Origin of the sequence: Streptococcus sp. 959, assembly GCF_013277075.1 — a bacterium.
Classification (GTDB): Bacteria; Bacillota; Bacilli; order Lactobacillales; family Streptococcaceae; genus Streptococcus; species Streptococcus pseudopneumoniae_C.
On the sequence record NZ_VMMF01000019.1, the window covers coordinates 1 to 18,995 of the forward strand.

Sequence of the window (18,995 nt, forward strand, 5' to 3'; positions counted from 1 at the left end):
CCGATTGATTTACGGATGCGATTGGATTTGACCTGGGAATTGTGAATACCACGAGCCTTTCGATAGAGGTCATAGCCCAGTCTGCCAAAACGGTCTATTAGGGTCACTTCAGGGATTTCAAGTAGATCAGCACCGGTAAAAACTCCCATTTGATGAAGTCTTTCCACCGTCTTTTTTCCTACTCCATGAAACTTGGAAATATCCATTTGTTTGAGAAAATCCTCAGCTTGTTCAGGTAGAATCACTGTCAAACCATGTGGCTTTTGATAATCGCTGGCCATTTTAGCTAAGAATTTGTTGTAGGAAACGCCAGCAGAAGCAGTCAGATGGAGTTCTTGCCAGATATCCTCTTGAATGAGGCGAGCAATTTTGACCGCTGACTTGATACCAAGTTTGTTTTCTGTCACATCCAAATAGGCTTCGTCAATGCTCATGGGTTCAATCAAATCTGTATAACGCTTAAAGATAGCTCGAACTTGGAGTCCCACGGCTTCATATTTTTCATAATTTCCTGAGATAAAGACGGCCTGGGGACATCGTTCATAAGCTTCCTTGGAACTCATAGCAGAATGGACACCAAAAGCTCGCGCCTCATAGCTACAAGTAGAAACGACTCCCCGCCCACCTGTTTGCCGAGGGTCGCTGCCGATAATGACAGGTTTTCCTCTGAGTTTAGGATTGTCTCTGATTTCTACCGCAGCAAAAAAGGCATCCATGTCAATATGGATGATTTTTCTTGACAAATCATTTAACAAGGGAAAAATCAACATGCCTAGCCTCTTTTTACTGCTTATTTTCTTATATTATACCCTTTTTTCTGAAAAAAAGAAAAAAGGACTTTGTTTTTTCAAAAATATAATACAGTTTGGAATGAAATATAGACTGTTTTAGAAAAGAAAGTGTAAAAATAGGGGTTTTCCACTTGTTGAANNACTTGTTGAAAACGATTACTGTGTGGTATACTTGTCTCATGAATGTAACAGATAGTTGTTACTAGAAAGAAAAAAGAGGACATTAACATGGTTGTTAAGACAGTTGTTGAAGCACAAGATATTTTTGACAAAGCTTGGGAAGGCTTCAAAGGCGTAGATTGGAAAGAAAAAGCAAGTGTATCACGCTTTGTACAAGCTAACTACACACCTTACGATGGAGACGAAAGCTTCCTTGCTGGACCAACAGAACGTTCACTTCACATCAAAAAAATTGTAGAAGAAACTAAGGCTCACTACGAAGAAACTCGTTTCCCAATGGACACTCGTCCAACATCTATCGCTGATATCCCTGCTGGATTTATCGATAAAGAAAACGAAGTTATCTTTGGTATCCAAAATGACGAACTCTTCAAATTGAACTTCATGCCAAAAGGTGGTATCCGTATGGCTGAAACTACTTTGAAAGAAAATGGATACGAACCAGACCCAGCTGTTCACGAAATCTTTACTAAATACGTAACAACAGTTAACGACGGTATCTTCCGTGCCTACACTTCAAATATCCGTCGCGCTCGTCACGCACACACTGTAACTGGTCTTCCAGATGCATACTCACGCGGACGTATCATCGGTGTTTACGCACGTCTTGCTCTTTACGGTGCAGACTACTTGATGCAAGAAAAAGTAAACGATTGGAATGCAATTGAAGAAATCGATGAAGAAACAATCCGTCTTCGTGAAGAAATCAATCTTCAATACCAAGCATTGCAACAAGTTGTTCGCTTAGGTGACCTTTACGGAGTTGACGTTCGCAAACCAGCGATGAACGTTAAAGAAGCAATCCAATGGGTTAACATCGCCTTCATGTCTGTCTGCCGTGTTATTAACGGTGCTGCTACATCTCTAGGACGTGTACCAATCGTATTGGACATCTTTGCAGAACGTGACCTTGCTCGTGGTACATTTATTGAATCAGAAATCCAAGAATTCGTTGATGATTTCGTTATGAAACTTCGTACAGTTAAATTTGCTCGTACTAAAGCTTATGACCAATTGTACTCAGGTGATCCAACATTCATCACAACTTCTATGGCTGGTATGGGTAACGATGGTCGTCACCGTGTTACTAAGATGGACTACCGTTTCTTGAACACTCTTGACAATATCGGTAACTCTCCTGAACCAAACTTGACAGTTCTTTGGACTGATAAATTGCCATACAACTTCCGTCGCTACTGTATGCACATGAGCCACAAACACTCTTCAATCCAATATGAAGGTGTAACAACAATGGCTAAAGACGGATATGGTGAAATGAGCTGTATCTCATGCTGTGTGTCTCCACTTGACCCAGAAAATGAAGAACAACGCCACAACATCCAGTACTTCGGTGCGCGTGTAAACGTATTGAAAGCCCTTCTTACTGGTTTGAACGGTGGTTACGACGATGTACACAAAGACTACAAAGTATTTGACATCGAACCAATCCGTGACGAAGTTCTTGAATTCGAATCAGTTAAAGCTAACTTTGAAAAATCTCTTGACTGGTTGACTGACACTTACGTAGATGCTTTGAACATCATCCACTACATGACTGATAAGTACAACTACGAAGCTGTTCAAATGGCCTTCTTGCCAACTAAACAACGTGCGAACATGGGATTCGGTATCTGTGGATTTGCTAACACTGTTGATACATTGTCAGCTATCAAATACGCTACAGTTAAACCAATCCGTGACGAAAATGGCTACATCTACGATTACGAAACAATCGGTGAATACCCACGTTGGGGTGAAGATGACCCACGTTCAAACGAATTGGCAGAATGGTTGATCGAAGCTTACACTACTCGTCTACGTAGCCATAAACTTTACAAAGACGCAGAAGCTACAGTTTCACTTTTGACTATCACATCTAACGTTGCTTACTCTAAACAAACTGGTAACTCACCAGTTCACAAAGGTGTATACCTCAACGAAGATGGTTCTGTGAACTTGTCTAAACTTGAATTCTTCTCACCAGGTGCTAACCCATCTAACAAAGCTAAAGGTGGATGGTTGCAAAACTTGAACTCACTTTCTAGCCTTGACTTTAGTTATGCAGCTGACGGTATCTCATTGACAACTCAAGTTTCACCTCGCGCTCTTGGTAAGACTCGTGACGAACAAGTTGATAACTTGGTAACAATCCTTGATGGTTACTTCGAAAACGGTGGACAACACGTTAACTTGAACGTTATGGACTTGAACGATGTTTACGAAAAGATCATGTCTGGTGAAGATGTTATCGTACGTATCTCTGGATACTGTGTAAACACTAAATACCTCACTCCAGAACAAAAAACTGAATTGACACAACGTGTCTTCCACGAAGTTCTTTCAATGGATGATGCCTTGGATGCATTGAGCTAATCAAGTTCTTGAATAATGAAATAAGTAACCCTCGGTCAGTCGACTGAGGGTTGTTTTTTGGATTATTACATTCCTTAAGTCAGGCACTGAAATATCTGACCGGGATTCAAAGATACTTGTTGAGTTGCGGGAGGTATTTGATACTCAATGAAAATNNAAGCTAGCCGCAGGCTGTACATGAGTACGGCAAGGTGACGTTGACGTGGTTTGAATAGTATAAAAACACCACACTTTGTAAGACACAAGGTGTGGTTGTATTTTATCTCTTAGACCAAGTCCTCTTCATAAAGAGAAGTAGGATTGGATAAATCTCCAAACGTCCTGCAATCATTGCAAAGGAGAGGAGAATTTTTGAGATAGGACTAAAGATTGAGAAGCTAGAAGTTGTTCCTAGAATAGGCCCGATATTATTGAAACAGCTGAAGACAGCGCTGGTCACAACTAGAAAATCATTGCTATCTAGGCTGACAATAAAGATAAGTGCTAGCAAAATCATAGCATAGATGACAAAGTATTTGAGAATCTTATGCTGGGTATCCTTATCAATCACTGTTTTATTAACATGGAGGGTCAAAACACGGTGGGGGGATAGGATTGACAAAATCTGGTTTTTGGCAATTTTTGAAAGGATGAGGCCTCGAATAACCTTGAGTCCACCTGCGGTTGAACCAGCAGAACCACCGATTCCCATGAGGAAGAGAAGGATAAACTGGGAGAAGAGGGGCCAGTTGGTAATGTCTCCATATCCAAAACCAGTTGTTGTAATGATGTTGGAAACCTGGAAGAAGGCCATTTCAAAGCTCTTAGAAAATCCTGGATAGAGATAGAGGGTATTAAGACTAATCAAGCCTGTAGAAACCAGTACGATGACCAAGTAAGCCCGAAGTTCTTCATCTCCTAAGAAGGCTTTGACGCGACGGAGCATGAGGTAGTAGTAGAGGTTGAAATTTACCCCAAAAACCAGAACTCCGATACTAACCAGATAGGTAATTAGTGAGCTGCCATAGTGAGCAATTCCATCGTTATAGACTGTAAAACCTCCTGTACCTGCTGTCCCCATAGCGATGACAAAACTATCAAATAGGGGCATGCCAGCTAGATAATAGATAATGACAAAGAGGGAAAAGAGAGCTAGATAAAGGAGATAGAGAATCTGGGCAGTATTTTTGAGCTTGGATACAACCTTACCAAAAACAGGGCCAGGAACCTCAGCTTTCATCACCTCTAGGTGGCTATTCTTGGCATTATCCATAATAGCAAGTGCAAAAACAAGTACTCCCATTCCTCCGATCAAGTGGGTAAAACTTCGCCAGAAGAGGAGGGAACGGCTGAGGACCGAAACATCGTTCAGAATAGTTGCTCCAGTAGTTGTAAAGCCAGAACTAATCTCAAAAAAGGCATCGATAACGCTGGGAATTTGCCCAGCAAAGACAAAGGGGAGACCGCCAAAGAAAGACCAGAGGATCCAACAGAGGGCAACGATCAAGATTCCCTCCTTGGCATAAATCCGTTGATTTTTTGGTTTTTGCAAACTCCCTGAACCGCCCAGTAATACTAGAATACCTATTGTCGAAAAGAGGGCTGTAAAGACTTGGCTAGATTCATGGTAATAGACAGCGACAGACACAGGAACCAAAAGAAGAACAGCTTCAATCAAAAGTAACTTTGAAAGGAGATAACGAATCATACTTTTATTCATCTCTTACCTCGCGATTAAGTCATAAATCTTAGTGATATTCGGCAATAAGGTCGTTACTAGAAGTTTGTCACCGACTTCAAGCATATCCTCTCCAGTAGGGAAAATCGTTTTGCCTTTTCGAATGATGGCTGCAATAAGAACTCCTTTTTTTAGTTTCAGTTGAGAAAGAGGTTTGGCAGTCATTTTATTGGCTTCCTTGATATGGAATTGTAGGGTTTCGATTTGACCATTGGCTAGATGGTGCATGGCTTGAAGGTCTGAATACTGAGCATTAACACGACCACGAATAAAGTGCATGATTGTATCTACAGCGATGATTTTCGGAGTGATAATGCTTGAGAAATCAGGCGCATGAATAATTTCAAGGAGACTAGTTCTGTTAACCTTGCTAATATTTTTTTGCACCCCGACACTATCCAGGAACATAGAAGTAATAATATTCTCTTCGTCAACTCCTGTTAGGGTTGCTACTGCATCATAGTTTTGAGCACTTTCTTCTAGTAAGATATCTTTTGCGGTACCATCTCCTTGGACAATATAGAGATTAGGGAATTTCTCGCTAAAGAAACGTGCCCTTTCAGGATTAATCTCGATGACTTTGGTATCAATACGACTGTCTTTGAGGATACCTAGTAGATAATAGGCAATTCTACCTGCTCCAACGATGAGAAGGCTTTTCACAGCACGAGACTTGAAATAATTATGGAAGAGCATCATATCAACACGGTTACCAGTGACAAAGATTCTATCTTTATCCTGTATGGTCATGTCACCACTTGGGATGATAATTTGATGATCCCTTTCTATAGCGCAGACAATGACATTGCCAAATTTTTTCCGAAAATCAGAAATGGGCATTTGGCAAAGACTGCTAGTTGATTTGACGACAAATTCCATCAGGCTAACGCGTCCACCAGCAAAGCGTTCGACAGATAGGGCGTTGGGGAAGTCAATGATATTGGCGATAGCGCGGGCAGCTAAGAGTTCAGGGTTAACGATAAGAGAAAAACCGAGAATATTCTTTTCCTTGAAATAAGAGTTAGAATATTCAGGATTGCGCACCCGAACGATGGTTTCTTTAGCTCCCATTTTTTTGGCTAGAACTGCTGCAATCATGTTCACTTCATCGTATTCAGTCAAGGCGATAAAGATATCACAATCCTGAACACTGGCTTGCTCAAGGATGGTGAAATCGGCCCCGTTACCAAGGATACCCATGATATCAAAGCGATTAACAATATGATTGAGAACAGCTTCGTCTTGCTCAATCAGCAAAACATCATGCTTTTCTGCAACCAAGGAGCGACAGAGGGCAAAACCAACTTTTCCCCCTCCGACAAGGATAATTTTCATAATAAAACCTACTTTTTCATGATGTAACTATCATACCCTTTTTCAAGAAAAAATGCACCTACTAGCTAATAACCAGAGCTTTTAATGGAATTTTGTTATAAGGTAAAACTATATCCCAATCATTTAAAATAGCTATTAGCACCTTTCTCTGAAATATGGTATGATAAAGGGTATACAAGGAGACAAAATGAATAATAATTTACTGGTATTACAATCAGACTTTGGTCTGGTTGATGGTGCGGTATCGGCTATGATTGGAGTGGCTTTAGAAGAGTCCCCAACCTTAAAAATCCATCACTTGACGCACGATATCACGCCTTATAATATTTTTGAGGGGAGCTATCGTCTCTTTCAGACGGTGGATTACTGGCCTGAGGGAACGACTTTTGTATCGGTTGTCGATCCAGGTGTCGGTTCGAAACGTAAGAGCGTGGTTGCCAAGACTGCAAAAAATCAATACATTGTCACGCCAGACAATGGGACGCTTTCTTTTATCAAAAAACACGTTGGCATTGTAGCTATTCGTGAGATTTCTGAAGTAGCCAATAGACGTCAAAATACAGAGCATTCTTATACCTTCCACGGTCGTGATGTTTATGCCTATACTGGTGCTAAACTAGCCAGTGGTCACATTACTTTTGAGGAAGTGGGGCCAGAACTCAGTGTGGACCAGATTGTAGAGCTTCCAGTCGTAGAGACAATCATTGAGGATCATTTGGTCAAGGGAGCAATCGACATTCTGGATGTGCGTTTCGGTTCGCTTTGGACCTCTATCACGCGAGAAGAATTTTACAAGCTGGAACCAGAATTCGGTGATCGTTTTGAAGTGACTATCTATCATGCAGATATGCTGGTCTATCAAAATCAGGTTGTCTATGGCAAATCATTTGCAGATGTGAGAATTGGGCAACCCATCCTTTACATCAACTCTCTCTATCGTTTAGGTTTGGCTATCAATCAAGGTTCCTTTGCCAAGGCCTATAATGTGGGTGTCGGTTCATCTTGGACCATTGAAATAAAGAAAATAGAATCATAAAATAGGAGAATATAGATGAAAAATCAATCAATTAAACAAGTTGTTGCTATCGGTGTTGGAGCTGCCCTCTTTGTTGTCATCGGGATGATCAGCATTCCGACCCCTGTTCCAAATACAAGCATCCAGCTTCAGTATGCGGTACAGAGCCTCTTATCTATCATTTTTGGCCCTCTAGTTGGTCTACTTGTTGGTTTAATCGGGCATGCGGTGAAGGACTCTCTTGCTGGCTATGGTCTGTGGTGGACTTGGATTATTGCTAGCGGTCTCTTTGGTCTAGCTGTGGGTCTCTTTAGAAAATACATTCGAGTAACACAGGGTATTTTTGGGTTGAAAGATATTGTCTTCTTTAACCTCATTCAGATTGTTGCAAATGCTCTTGTTTGGGGAGTCTTGGCACCACTTGGAGATGTTGTGATTTATCAAGAAGCGGCAGAAAAAGTATTTGCTCAAGGGATTGTTGCAGGTATTGCTAACGCTGTGACTATTGCTATTGCAGGAACTCTTCTTTTGATAGCTTATTCACGTACGCAGACTCGTTCAGGAAGTTTGAAAAAGGATTAACATAAGGGAAAAGGCTGGGCAACCGGTCTTTTTCACTACTTATAGACTAGTCAAGCAAGCTAGCTAGGCTAGGAATCTTTTTGGCGCTAAGATTTTAAGAGAAGAGACTGCAAGAAGGGTTCGATTTATGATAAAATAGAAGTCTAAGAAGCAAATGAAGAGAGTAAGATGAAAGAAGCTATAATTGAGTGGAAGGATTTCTCTTTCCAGTATGAAACGCAACAAGAACCTACCTTGCAAGGGGTGAATTTGACCATTTACAAGGGAGAGAAAGTCTTAATTATTGGTCCATCTGGGTCAGGTAAGTCTACCTTGGGTCAGTGTTTGAATGGGATTATTCCCAATATTTACAAGGGGCAGAAGTCTGGAGAATTTTTGATCAAGGGGCAAGTAGCCTTTGATATGAGCATCTATGATAAATCTCATCTGGTCAGCACAGTTTTGCAGGATACAGATGGGCAGTTTATCGGTTTATCCGTAGCAGAGGATTTGGCTTTTGCTCTGGAAAATGATGTGACAGCTTTAGAAGAGATGAAAAGTCGTGTTCATAAATGGGCTGAAAAGCTGGACCTTCTTTCTTTGCTGAATCATCGTCCTCAGGATTTGTCTGGTGGACAAAAGCAGCGAGTTAGTCTAGCTGGTGTCTTGATTGATGAGAGTCCGATTCTTTTGTTTGATGAACCACTCGCCAATCTAGATCCCAAGTCAGGTCAAGATATTATCGAGTTGATTGACCAGATTCATAAGGAGGAGGGGACGACGACCCTTATTATTGAGCACCGTTTGGAGGATGTTCTGCATCGCTCTGTGGATCGGATTGTCTTGATAAACGATGGTCGTATCCTCTTTAATGGGAGCCCTGACCAGCTACTGGCGACTGATCTGTTGACTCAAAATGGAATTCGAGAACCCCTTTATCTAACTACTCTTCGTCAATTGGGTGTGGATTTAGTCAAGGAAGCACAATTAGTAAATCTGGATAACTTGTCTATCTCAAAAGGCCAGGTTCAGTTACAGACGGAGCTGGCAAAAGAAACCCAAGAATTGCAGTCACTCTTTAGATTAGAGGATGTGTCTTTTTCTTATGATGATAGACCAATTTTAAAATCCATTTATCTGGATATTAAAAAGGGTGAAAAGATAGCCATTGTCGGAAAAAATGGAGCAGGGAAATCAACCCTAGCCAAGGCCTTAAGTAGCTTTATTCAGACGGAAGGCCGCTATCTTTGGGAAGGACAGGATATCAAAGGAGATTCTGTTGCAGAGCGGGCAGAACGAGTAGGCTATGTGCTGCAAAATCCCAATCAAATGATTTCAACCAATATGATTTTTGATGAGGTGGCTCTAGGGCTTCGTTTGCGAGGTGTGGATGAGAGGGAAATTGAAACAAGAGTCTATGAAACCTTGAAAATTTGTGGTCTCTATGAATTCCGTAATTGGCCTATTTCTGCCCTATCATTTGGACAGAAGAAACGTGTCACCATTGCATCGATTTTGGTTTTAGGAGCTGAAATTATCCTCTTAGATGAACCGACTGCAGGTCAAGACCAGAAGAACTATACTGAGATTATGGAATTTCTCGAAGAACTGCATCAAAAAGGGCATACGATTGTCATGATTACCCATGATATGCAATTGATGCTGGATTATTCAGATCGGGCCCTTGTCATGGTGGATGGGAAACTGCTTGCCGATACCGATCCAGCTAGTCTGTTGAGCAATCCTAAGCTGTTAGTAAAAGCCAATCTAAAAGAAACTTCTATCTTTAACTTGGCTAAGAAGCTCGACGTTGATCCACTTGCTTTAACGGCATTTTACAAAGAAAGGAGAGAAGGATGCAAGCTAAATTAATCGGTTACCAGCATAGAGATACTGTGATTCATCGCTTGTCAGGAGCTGGTAAACTCCTCTTTTTCATTCTCGTGTCATTGGCTGCCATGATTAGCTATGATACCAGACTGCTTGTTCTGATTGCCATCTTTTCGGTCTTTCTCCTCTATTTGTCAGAAATCCGCTTTAAAGATGTTTCCTTTGTAGCCGTTTTTGCGACGGTATTTGCCGTTTTAAACGTCTTGATGGTCTATCTCTTTTCTCCCGAGTATGGGGTTGGGCTTTACGGAGAGAGAAGTGTGATTTGGCAGGGAATCGGTGCCTACACTTTGACTAGTCAAGAGCTCTTTTATCTGCTAAATCTGGCCATTAAGTATCTTTGCACCATTCCTCTGGCTATTATCTTTTTGATGACAACTCATCCTAGTCAGTTTGCATCCAGTTTAAATCAAATTGGCGTGCCTTATAAGATTGCCTATTCTGTCAGTCTGACTTTGCGCTATATTCCAGATTTGCAGGAAGAATTCTTTACCATCAAGATGTCTCAGGAAGCGCGTGGGATGGAATTGTCCAAGAAAGCTTCTCTTATGCAACGAATCAAAGGCAATCTGCGCATTATCACTCCCTTGATTTTTAGCTCGTTAGAACGCATTGATACCATCGCGACTGCCATGGAGCTTCGCCGTTTTGGGAAAGAGAAAAAGCGGACTTGGTATAGTTATCAGGTCTTGAAAAAAGGAGATTATATTACCTTGCTCTTGGCAACCTTGTTTTTAGTAGCTAGTTTACTACTCATCTTGCAGAATCAGGGACGATTTTACAACCCTTGGAAATAGCTTGAAAAAATTGAAAAAATCAAGTCGTTTCTATTGACAATGATTCTGAAAGTGTTATACTAAGAAAGTAGTTTCGCTGATTTACTTCAAACCTGTTGTGAGGTAAGTTAACGATGCCTTAACCACGCTGTTTGCTGAGCTTGACTCCGGGCAGTGTGGCTATTTTTTTGCAATGGTGAAAGGAAGCAAGTCATGACAAATCACATTGTATTATTTGAACCCCAAATTCCACAAAATACAGGCAATATCGCGCGTACTTGCGCTGCGACCAATTCTCCCCTCCACATCATCAAGCCTATGGGCTTTCCTATCGATGACCGCAAGATGAAGCGAGCTGGGTTAGATTATTGGGATAAGCTAGAGATTTATTTTTACGAGAGTTTAGAGGATTTCCTGTCTCAGATGAAGGGAAAACTCTATCTGATTTCAAAATTCGCTGAGAAGGTGTATTCTGAGGTGGATTTATCGACTGATGAGGAGCATTATTTCCTCTTTGGGCGTGAAGATAAGGGCTTACCTGAGGATTTTATGCGGGAACATCCTGAGAAAGCTCTCCGTATTCCTATGAATGATGAACACGTCCGTAGCCTCAATGTCTCTAATACAGTATGCATGATTGTTTACGAAGCCCTTCGCCAGCAGAACTTTGCAGGTCTTGAGCTTGTTCATACCTATGAAGTGGATAAATTGAAATAAATAATGAAAATGAACAAAATGCTTGCGCTTGCAAGCGTTTTTTGTTATGATAAAAGAGTCTTCAGGGCAGGGTGAAATTCCCGACCGGCGGTAAATTTGACTAGCTATTTTAGCCAAATAAGTCCGCGAGCGCAAGCTGATGTGGTGAGATTCCACAACCGACAGTATAGTCTGGATGGGAGAAGACGAAAGAATGGCTTTGTCTGTTCTGATAGATTTATAGCCAGATTGTAACCGCTTGCTTTAATAGAGTGAGAGGGAACTTTTGGGATATAAAAAGTGAGAATAGATAGAGGAATCCTTTCCAACTTCTTCTGATTTTATAGAAAATTGGAGGAACCTGTTATGACAAACACACGTCGACTTTCGACCATTGCAATTCTATCAGCCATCTCATTTGTGCTGATGTACTTTGACTTTCCGCTTTTACCAGCGGCGTCCTTCCTCAAGATCGAATTTAGTATCTTGCCAGTCCTTGTGGGTCTGGTGGTCATGGATTTGCCTGCTGCTCTAGGAGTTCTCTTGCTTCGCTCACTCTTGAAATTACTTCTTAACAGTCAGGGAGTGAATACTTACATTGGTTTGCCGATGAATATCGTGGCTTTGGGAGTTTTTGTCATCGTATTTGCTTTGATTTGGAAAAAGGAACGGACACCCCTTCGTTTCCTACTAGGATCTCTAGCTGGAACTATCGGCTTGACCGTGGCAATGTTGGTTCTCAACTATGTTTATGCTGTTCCTTTGTACGCTAAGTTTGCTAACTTTGATATTGGAAAAATTTTGGGACTTTCCAACTACCTAATGACCATGGTATTGCCTTTCAACTTGATTGAGGGTGTCATCTTTGCCGTTTCATTCTGGTTGTTGTACGTTCTCTTGAAACCAACCTTAAAACATTATGAGAGATAAACAAACATTTTTAATGAAGGGCAGTTTTGCCCTTTTACTTTTCGTTATTCTTGGCTACATGGTCAAATTTTACCCTGAAACGCTGGTCGGTTTTGACCAACCGATTCAGACTGCCGTTCGAGGAGACTTACCAGGTTACTTGACGATTCTTTTCCGAGCTATCACACGCTTGATTGATATCCCAGTGATTATCACTTGGGTGGTCATTACAGCCTTTGTCTTTTATCGTAAGCGGTGGAAGATAGAAAGCCTGCTTATGCTGGGAAATTTGGCTTTGACTGGTCTTTTAATCGTGACCTTTAAAAATATCTACCAGCGCCCACGACCAGCTATTTTACACTTGGTTGAGGAGAAGGGATTTTCCTTCCCAAGTGGCCATTCTCTGGCTGTAACCTTGATGATCGGATCTCTGATTGTCATTCTCAGTCAACGGATTAAAAATCCAGTCTGGAGAAAAATCGTGCAAATCGTCCTTGCTCTCTACCTAGTCAGTGTGCTGGTATCAAGGGTCTATCTGGGAGTTCATTACCCATCAGATGTTCTTGCCAGTCTCTGTGTGGGCTTGGGAGTCTTGTTTATCGAGTTTCCCTTCTATGATAAGCTCCGCTTCCAATGGCGATTTAAAGGCAAGCAGAAGTGAGATAGGTCTTGCAAGAATGGTAAAAATCTGATAAACTAAGTAGTAATTGAATAGAAATCTGCAAGACTAGTAACTCAAGGGAAGTATATCAGGGAGGAGAGCCGTGACTGCAAGCTCTCCATATGAAAGCTGGGTGAATTCACTTGCGCATGGATTTAGAAATGAAGGTCTGACTTGTCAGATGAAAACGGATGGTACCGCGTGTCAACGCTCCGAGTGGGGTTTTTGGCATGTGGTTTTCTTTTTATCTACGAGCGACTGATGGAGGAATTATGTCAACTATTGAAGAACAATTAAAAGCGCTTCGTGAAGAAACGCTGGCTAGCTTGAAGCAGATTACTGCTGAAAATGAAAAAGAGATGCAAGACTTGCGTGTCTCTGTCCTTGGTAAAAAGGGTTCGCTTACTGAAATCCTCAAAGGGATGAAGGATGTATCAGCTGAAATGCGTCCAATTATCGGGAAACATGTCAATGAAGCGCGCGATGTTTTGACAGCTGCCTTTGAAGAAACTGCTAAACTCTTGGAAGAAAAGAAAATCGCAGCTCAACTTGCTAGCGAGAGAATCGATGTGACACTTCCAGGTCGTCCAGTTGCGACTGGTCACCGTCATGTTTTGACACAAACGAGTGAGGAAATCGAAGATATCTTTATCGGTATGGGTTACCAAGTCGTGGATGGTTTTGAAGTGGAGCAAGACTACTATAACTTTGAGCGTATGAACCTTCCCAAAGACCACCCAGCCCGTGATATGCAGGACACTTTCTACATTACAGAAGAAATCTTACTTCGTACTCACACGTCTCCAGTTCAGGCGCGTGCTATGGATGCGCATGATTTCTCTAAAGGTCCTTTGAAAATGATTTCACCAGGGCGTGTGTTCCGCCGTGATACGGATGATGCGACCCACAGTCACCAGTTCCACCAAATCGAAGGCTTGGTTGTTGGGAAAAATATCTCTATGGCAGACCTTCAAGGAACGCTTCAATTGATTGTCCAAAAAATGTTTGGTGAAGAGCGTCAAATTCGTTTGCGTCCATCTTATTTCCCATTCACAGAGCCATCTGTTGAGGTGGATGTTTCTTGCTTCAAGTGTGGTGGAGAAGGTTGTAACGTATGTAAGAAAACAGGTTGGATCGAAATCATGGGTGCCGGTATGGTTCACCCACGTGTCCTTGAAATGAGTGGTATCGATGCGACTGTTTACTCTGGCTTTGCCTTTGGTCTTGGTCAAGAGCGTGTCGCTATGCTCCGTTACGGAATAAACGATATCCGTGGATTCTACCAAGGAGATGTCCGTTTCTCAGAACAGTTTAAATAAGATTGAAACTTGAAACACAGTCCTAGTCATTTTTTCTCCATAGAGAATGGTAAGGACTGACTCGAAGAAAAAGAAAGGAATTGAAAAGGTCCCACGTGGTGGGATCTTACAATCAGAATTATGCTTGTATCTTATAAATGGTTAAAAGAATTGGTGGACATTGATGTGCCATCACAAGAGTTGGCTGAAAAAATGTCAACTACAGGGATCGAGGTAGAGGGTGTCGAATCACCAGCTGCTGGTCTCTCAAAAATTGTCGTCGGTGAGGTCTTGTCTTGCGAAGATGTGCCAGAAACTCACCTCCATGTTTGTCAGGTTAACGTTGGTGAAGAAGAAGCCCGTCAAATCGTCTGTGGGGCACCAAATGTGCGTGCAGGTATTAAGGTCATGGTGGCACTTCCAGGAGCTCGTATCGCTGACAACTACAAAATCAAAAAAGGGAAAATCCGTGGTTTAGAGTCACTTGGAATGATCTGTTCACTTGGTGAATTGGGAATTTCTGACTCAGTTGTACCAAAGGAATTTGCAGATGGTATTCAAATCTTGCCAGAAGATGCAGTTCCTGGGGATGAAGTCTTCTCTTACCTAGACTTGGATGATGAAATCATTGAACTTTCTATCACACCAAACCGTGCTGATGCCCTTTCTATGCGTGGAGTGGCTCACGAAGTGGCAGCCATCTACGACAAGGCAGTCAATTTTAAAGAATTTACTCTTTCAGAAACGGACCAAGTTGCAGCAGATGCCCTTTCTGTAGGCATTGAAACAGACAAGGCTCCTTACTATGCGGCTCGTATCTTGGACAATGTGACCATCGCACCAAGTCCACAATGGTTGCAAAATCTCCTCATGAACGAAGGCATCCGTCCAATCAATAACGTAGTGGACGTGACCAACTACATCCTGCTCTACTTTGGTCAACCCATGCATGCCTTTGACTTGGATACCTTTGAAGGAACTGACATCCGTGTGCGTGAAGCGCGTGCTGGTGAAAAATTGGTGACCTTGGATGGTGAAGAACGTGATTTGGACGTGAATGACTTAGTCATCACTGTCGCAGACAAACCAGTAGCTCTTGCAGGTGTTATGGGTGGTCAAGAAACAGAAATCTCGGAAAAATCTAGTCGCGTTGTCCTTGAAGCTGCTGTCTTCAATGGCAAATCTATCCGTAAAACTAGCGGTCGCTTGAATCTTCGTTCTGAGTCATCTTCTCGCTTTGAAAAAGGCATCAATGTGGCAACAGTCAATGAAGCCCTTGATGCGGCGGCTAGCATGATTGCAGAACTTGCTGGTGCGACGGTTCGTAAGGGCTTCGTTTCAGCAGGTGAGCTTGATACTTCTGATGTGGAAGTTTCTTCTACCCTTGCAGACGCCAACCGTGTTCTTGGAACAGATCTTTCATACTCTGATGTTGAAGATGTCTTCCGTCGTCTTGGATTTGGTCTCTCTGGAAATGCAGATAGTTTTACAGTCAGCGTACCACGTCGTCGTTGGGACATCACCATTGAAGCAGACCTCTTTGAAGAAATCGCTCGTATCTATGGATATGACCGCTTGCCAACTAGTCTTCCAAAAGACGATGGAACAGCTGGTGAATTGACTACGACACAAAAACTTCGTCGTCAAGTTCGTACCATTGCTGAAGGGGCAGGTTTGACAGAAATCATTACCTACGCTCTGACAACGCCTGAAAAAGCAGTTGAGTTTACGGCTCAACCAAGTAACCTTACGGAACTTATGTGGCCAATGACAGTGGACCGTTCTGTCCTCCGTCAAAATATGATCTCAGGTATCCTAGATACAGTTGCTTACAACGTGGCTCGTAAGAATAAAAACTTGGCCCTTTATGAGATTGGGAAAGTTTTTGAACAAACTGGCAATCCAAAAGAAGAACTTCCAAATGAGATTAACAGCTTCGCCTTTGCCTTGACAGGCTTGGTTGCTGAAAAAGATTTCCAAACAGCAGCCGTTCCAGTTGATTTCTTCTATGCTAAAGGAATCCTTGAAGCCCTCTTTGCTCGTTTGGGACTAGAAGTGACTTATACAGCGACATCTGAAATTGCTAGTCTTCATCCAGGTCGTACAGCAGTCATTTCACTAGGTGACCAAGTTCTTGGTTTCCTTGGTCAAGTGCATCCAGTCACTGCTAAGGCCTACGATATTCCAGAAACTTATGTAGCTGAGCTCAACCTTTCAGCCATCGAAGCTGCGCTTAAACCTGCTGCTCCATTTGTGGAAATCACCAAATTCCCAGCAGTCAGCCGTGACGTTGCCCTACTCCTCAAGGCAGAAGTCACTCATCAAGAAGTTGTGGACGCTATCCAAGCTGCTGGTGTGAAACGTTTGACAGATATCAAACTCTTTGACGTCTTCTCAGGAGAAAAATTGGGACTTGGTATGAAGTCAATGGCTTATAGCTTGACCTTCCAAAATCCAGAAGATAGCTTAACGGACGAAGAAGTAGCACGCTACATGGAAAAAATCCAAGCATCGCTTGAAGAAAAAGTCAATGCAGAAGTGCGTTAAGTTATTAGAGTTTGAAATGAAAGTTTAGACTTAAACATAAAAAACGAATAAAACTAGTTTTCTAGACGGTTAGAATTCTATTTTGTTCGTTTTTTGTTTTTAAATCTTAGGTCTTGTTAGTGTGAATGAAGCTGTTCTTATATACTTTCTTGATTTCGCTTTTATAACTGTTTAAGACTACAGTAGATTGAAATAAACTGCGAACAAATCTATTGGGGAATTCAAACAAGTTTATAGCAATGTTTTAGAAGTTTCAATGTGCTGTTTCAACTTCGGCATGAAATAAAATCTAAGTGTATTTTTATTTTTCTGTCTAATAAATCAAAATACTTGATTTATTAGCATAACAATGATAAAATTAGAATTAAAATAGTGTATATGTGATTCTTTTAGTTGATATATATATATATATATATATATATATATATATCAACTAGCATTACCGTCTTCACTAGTTTAATAAATTATAAAGGAGTCTTTATAGATGGAAAATAATCATTCTATGAGTCGAGTAGAACGCTCACGTCGTGAGAAGGTAATTCGTTACTCTGTCAGAAAAGTAAGTTTTGGTGCGGCCAGTGTAGCGGTTGCAGCACTTTTTATGTTTTTGGGAAATGGTGCAGTGTATGCAGCAGAACCAAACGTAACAGCAACAGATTCTGCCCTAGCAGCTACTCCAGCAAATAATCAGTTGGATGAAAATTCTGGTGCCAGTGACTCGACTGCTCCGAAGGGTCAAGCAGACACAACTACTCCAGCACCTGCTGATGCTACTCCAGCGCCAGTAGTATCATCTACTACTTCAGCAATAGAAGAAAAATCAGCAGAAAAAAACACTGAGGCATCATCTGCAGAAGCAAATAGTGTAGAAAACAAACAACAAACAACAGTGAAAGCTGAAGAGCCATCTACGACATCAGTAGCAACAACAAAACCTGCAGAAGAAACTGCAACAACAGAAAGCAACAAGCCAAAAGTACGTAAAAGACGTGCTGCAGACTCTGCCCCAACAGTGGCTGCAGCCGATGACGACCCAGATGCAAATCGGACTTATGAAGCTCCAGAAGATGGTGCAAGTGTAGACGATTTGGCGACTAAATTAAAAGATTTGCCTGAAACAGTAGAGAATGAGAAAAAACTTGCTAACATAGACCAAGTTGGTGCTACCAAAAGTATATCTCAAGGTCAAGTGAGTGAATTGAATGAATTTGGTGGTTGGAAGGCAGTTTCAGCAGATGGCAAAGCAGGAAAATTTGCTGTTGCAAGAAAGACAGCTAACGGGGTCTTTCCTATTGAGACTGTGAATACGGTAGTTTCGAATGGTAAATTTAAAACTTATTTAGATGAAAGCTCGTTTGATCGTTCGCAAGATTATGCTCTCTTTTTAGGGGAAGTTAGAACGAAAAAAACTAAAGATAAAGTAGTATTTGATAAGTCTCCTTACAAGGATTATGATAATGGAAATAATGGAAATAAAGGAAAAGGGATAGAAGGTTACAATGGTATCGAGAAAACTTTTAAAGCTTATTCTTCTTCCACAGGAACTGGAGTAACAATTGCTTTTAAAACGGGATTTACAGGAGATATTGACGGGAATAAGGCTGCGTATAAGGTAGAAGTTATGACCAAGAGTGGAGATGGCTCATTTTCAACTATCTACAGTGAAACATTTAAACCTACTGATACTACAGATAATGAAAAAAAGAAAGTAACAAAAGTTGATGCAGCAGGAAATAAAACATTTGAAAGTAATATGAATCCAGTTCCTGGTCGGAATGAATTAAATTCCAAGTTAGCTGAAGATACTAATAAAAACAAATTAGGAATGAAGTTTGGTACATTTCAAAGTAAAGGAATTGAATTGCCAAAAGGTGTAACCGAGTATACTGTTCGTATTAGTGCAGCTGATAACAACAAATTAGGTATGGGGTATCAAATACCTTGGGAACATTATGCTCTACCAGTTGTTGGAAATGGGTTTGCAGTTACTCAGGACACCAGCAAAGTTGCCAAGGACTTAGCTAAAAAAGTTTATGATAAATTAACCGAACAAAAAGAAAAAGATACAAAATGGTCTACTCCTGAAACCAAGGCTGCTTATAAAGCAAAATTGCAAGAAATTAAGGAGAAGATTGGTTCTGGAGGTAACACTAGTGATTATAAAACAGTAGTGGAAGAGGCTCTAGAAAAACGGAAAACTCTGAATGAAGAGCAGCAAATAAAAGGCAAAGCTAAGGAAGCAGTAG

The 18,995-nt window shown here is 41.3% G+C and carries 14 protein-coding genes and 1 riboswitch; of the genes, 11 read left to right on the forward strand and 3 right to left on the reverse strand.

Annotation, left to right across the window (positions count from 1 at the left end; genetic code table 11):
* Positions 1–770, reverse strand: a 770-nt coding sequence (gene dinB, locus HT717_RS07200; protein ID WP_173304844.1) for a DNA polymerase IV, incomplete at its 3' end; no start/stop codon positions are given.
* Between the two features lie 249 nt (positions 771–1,019).
* On the opposite strand from dinB, the gene pflB reads away from it, so the two are divergent.
* Entirely contained in the window at positions 1,020–3,344 is a 2,325-nt protein-coding gene (gene pflB, locus HT717_RS07205; RefSeq protein WP_049539224.1) for a formate C-acetyltransferase, read from the forward strand.
* A gap of 259 nt (positions 3,345–3,603) precedes the next feature.
* On the opposite strand, the gene HT717_RS07210 is transcribed toward pflB, so the two are convergent.
* Positions 3,604–5,043: a TrkH family potassium uptake protein gene (locus tag HT717_RS07210; RefSeq protein ID WP_049539226.1), complete on the reverse strand. Its 1,440-nt coding sequence runs from the start codon at positions 5,041–5,043 to the stop codon at positions 3,604–3,606.
* A 3-nt stretch (positions 5,044–5,046) separates the two neighbouring features.
* Positions 5,047–6,396 (reverse strand): Trk system potassium transporter TrkA, encoded by a 1,350-nt coding sequence (gene trkA, locus HT717_RS07215; protein WP_049539228.1) that lies wholly within the window; start codon positions 6,394–6,396, stop codon positions 5,047–5,049.
* Positions 6,397–6,583: 187 nt separating this feature from the next.
* On the opposite strand from trkA, the gene HT717_RS07220 reads away from it, so the two are divergent.
* From HT717_RS07220 to HT717_RS07265, 10 genes are all read left to right on the forward strand, one after another.
* A complete protein-coding gene (locus HT717_RS07220) occupies positions 6,584–7,432 on the forward strand; it encodes an S-adenosyl-l-methionine hydroxide adenosyltransferase family protein (RefSeq protein ID WP_001063594.1) in 849 nt (282 codons plus the stop codon).
* Between the two features lie 15 nt (positions 7,433–7,447).
* Positions 7,448–7,993 (forward strand): ECF-type riboflavin transporter substrate-binding protein, encoded by a 546-nt coding sequence (locus HT717_RS07225; RefSeq protein ID WP_049539230.1) that lies wholly within the window; start codon positions 7,448–7,450, stop codon positions 7,991–7,993.
* A 168-nt stretch (positions 7,994–8,161) separates the two neighbouring features.
* A complete protein-coding gene (locus tag HT717_RS07230) occupies positions 8,162–9,844 on the forward strand; it encodes an ABC transporter ATP-binding protein (protein WP_049539231.1) in 1,683 nt (560 codons plus the stop codon).
* A complete protein-coding gene (locus tag HT717_RS07235; RefSeq protein ID WP_049539233.1) occupies positions 9,829–10,659 on the forward strand; it encodes an energy-coupling factor transporter transmembrane component T in 831 nt (276 codons plus the stop codon). The genes HT717_RS07230 and HT717_RS07235 overlap by 16 nt, the downstream gene beginning before the upstream one ends.
* A 192-nt stretch (positions 10,660–10,851) precedes the next feature.
* Positions 10,852–11,355 carry a tRNA (cytidine(34)-2'-O)-methyltransferase gene (locus HT717_RS07240; RefSeq protein WP_020900049.1) on the forward strand — a complete coding sequence of 168 codons (504 nt, stop codon included), beginning with the start codon at positions 10,852–10,854 and terminating at the stop codon, positions 11,353–11,355.
* Positions 11,356–11,408: 53 nt separating this feature from the next.
* Positions 11,409–11,546, forward strand: a riboswitch (FMN riboswitch).
* 154 nt (positions 11,547–11,700) lie between these two features.
* Entirely contained in the window at positions 11,701–12,264 is a 564-nt protein-coding gene (locus HT717_RS07245) for an ECF transporter S component (RefSeq protein ID WP_049539234.1), read from the forward strand.
* A complete protein-coding gene (locus HT717_RS07250; protein ID WP_049539236.1) occupies positions 12,254–12,904 on the forward strand; it encodes a phosphatase PAP2 family protein in 651 nt (216 codons plus the stop codon). Before HT717_RS07245 ends, HT717_RS07250 begins: the two co-directional genes overlap by 11 nt.
* 272 nt (positions 12,905–13,176) lie before the next feature.
* Positions 13,177–14,223 carry a phenylalanine--tRNA ligase subunit alpha gene (gene pheS, locus HT717_RS07255; protein WP_049539238.1) on the forward strand — a complete coding sequence of 349 codons (1,047 nt, stop codon included), beginning with the start codon at positions 13,177–13,179 and terminating at the stop codon, positions 14,221–14,223.
* A gap of 120 nt (positions 14,224–14,343) precedes the next feature.
* Positions 14,344–16,749 (forward strand): phenylalanine--tRNA ligase subunit beta, encoded by a 2,406-nt coding sequence (gene pheT, locus HT717_RS07260; protein WP_173304846.1) that lies wholly within the window; start codon positions 14,344–14,346, stop codon positions 16,747–16,749.
* 484 nt (positions 16,750–17,233) lie between these two features.
* Positions 17,234–18,995, forward strand: a 1,762-nt coding sequence (locus tag HT717_RS07265; protein WP_173304848.1) for a YSIRK-type signal peptide-containing protein, incomplete at its 3' end; no start/stop codon positions are given.

Coding starts and splice junctions, on each gene's coding strand:
- pheS (WP_049539238.1), top strand. CDS start 13,177: ATGTCAACTATTGAAGAACAATTAAAAGCGCTTCGTGAAGAAACGCTG.
- HT717_RS07225 (WP_049539230.1), top strand. CDS start 7,448: ATGAAAAATCAATCAATTAAACAAGTTGTTGCTATCGGTGTTGGAGCT.
- HT717_RS07210 (WP_049539226.1), bottom strand. CDS start 5,043: ATGAATAAAAGTATGATTCGTTATCTCCTTTCAAAGTTACTTTTGATT.
- HT717_RS07220 (WP_001063594.1), top strand. CDS start 6,584: ATGAATAATAATTTACTGGTATTACAATCAGACTTTGGTCTGGTTGAT.
- HT717_RS07240 (WP_020900049.1), top strand. CDS start 10,852: ATGACAAATCACATTGTATTATTTGAACCCCAAATTCCACAAAATACA.
- HT717_RS07235 (WP_049539233.1), top strand. CDS start 9,829: ATGCAAGCTAAATTAATCGGTTACCAGCATAGAGATACTGTGATTCAT.
- trkA (WP_049539228.1), bottom strand. CDS start 6,396: ATGAAAATTATCCTTGTCGGAGGGGGAAAAGTTGGTTTTGCCCTCTGT.
- HT717_RS07245 (WP_049539234.1), top strand. CDS start 11,701: ATGACAAACACACGTCGACTTTCGACCATTGCAATTCTATCAGCCATC.
- HT717_RS07230 (WP_049539231.1), top strand. CDS start 8,162: ATGAAAGAAGCTATAATTGAGTGGAAGGATTTCTCTTTCCAGTATGAA.
- pflB (WP_049539224.1), top strand. CDS start 1,020: ATGGTTGTTAAGACAGTTGTTGAAGCACAAGATATTTTTGACAAAGCT.
- HT717_RS07250 (WP_049539236.1), top strand. CDS start 12,254: ATGAGAGATAAACAAACATTTTTAATGAAGGGCAGTTTTGCCCTTTTA.
- pheT (WP_173304846.1), top strand. CDS start 14,344: ATGCTTGTATCTTATAAATGGTTAAAAGAATTGGTGGACATTGATGTG.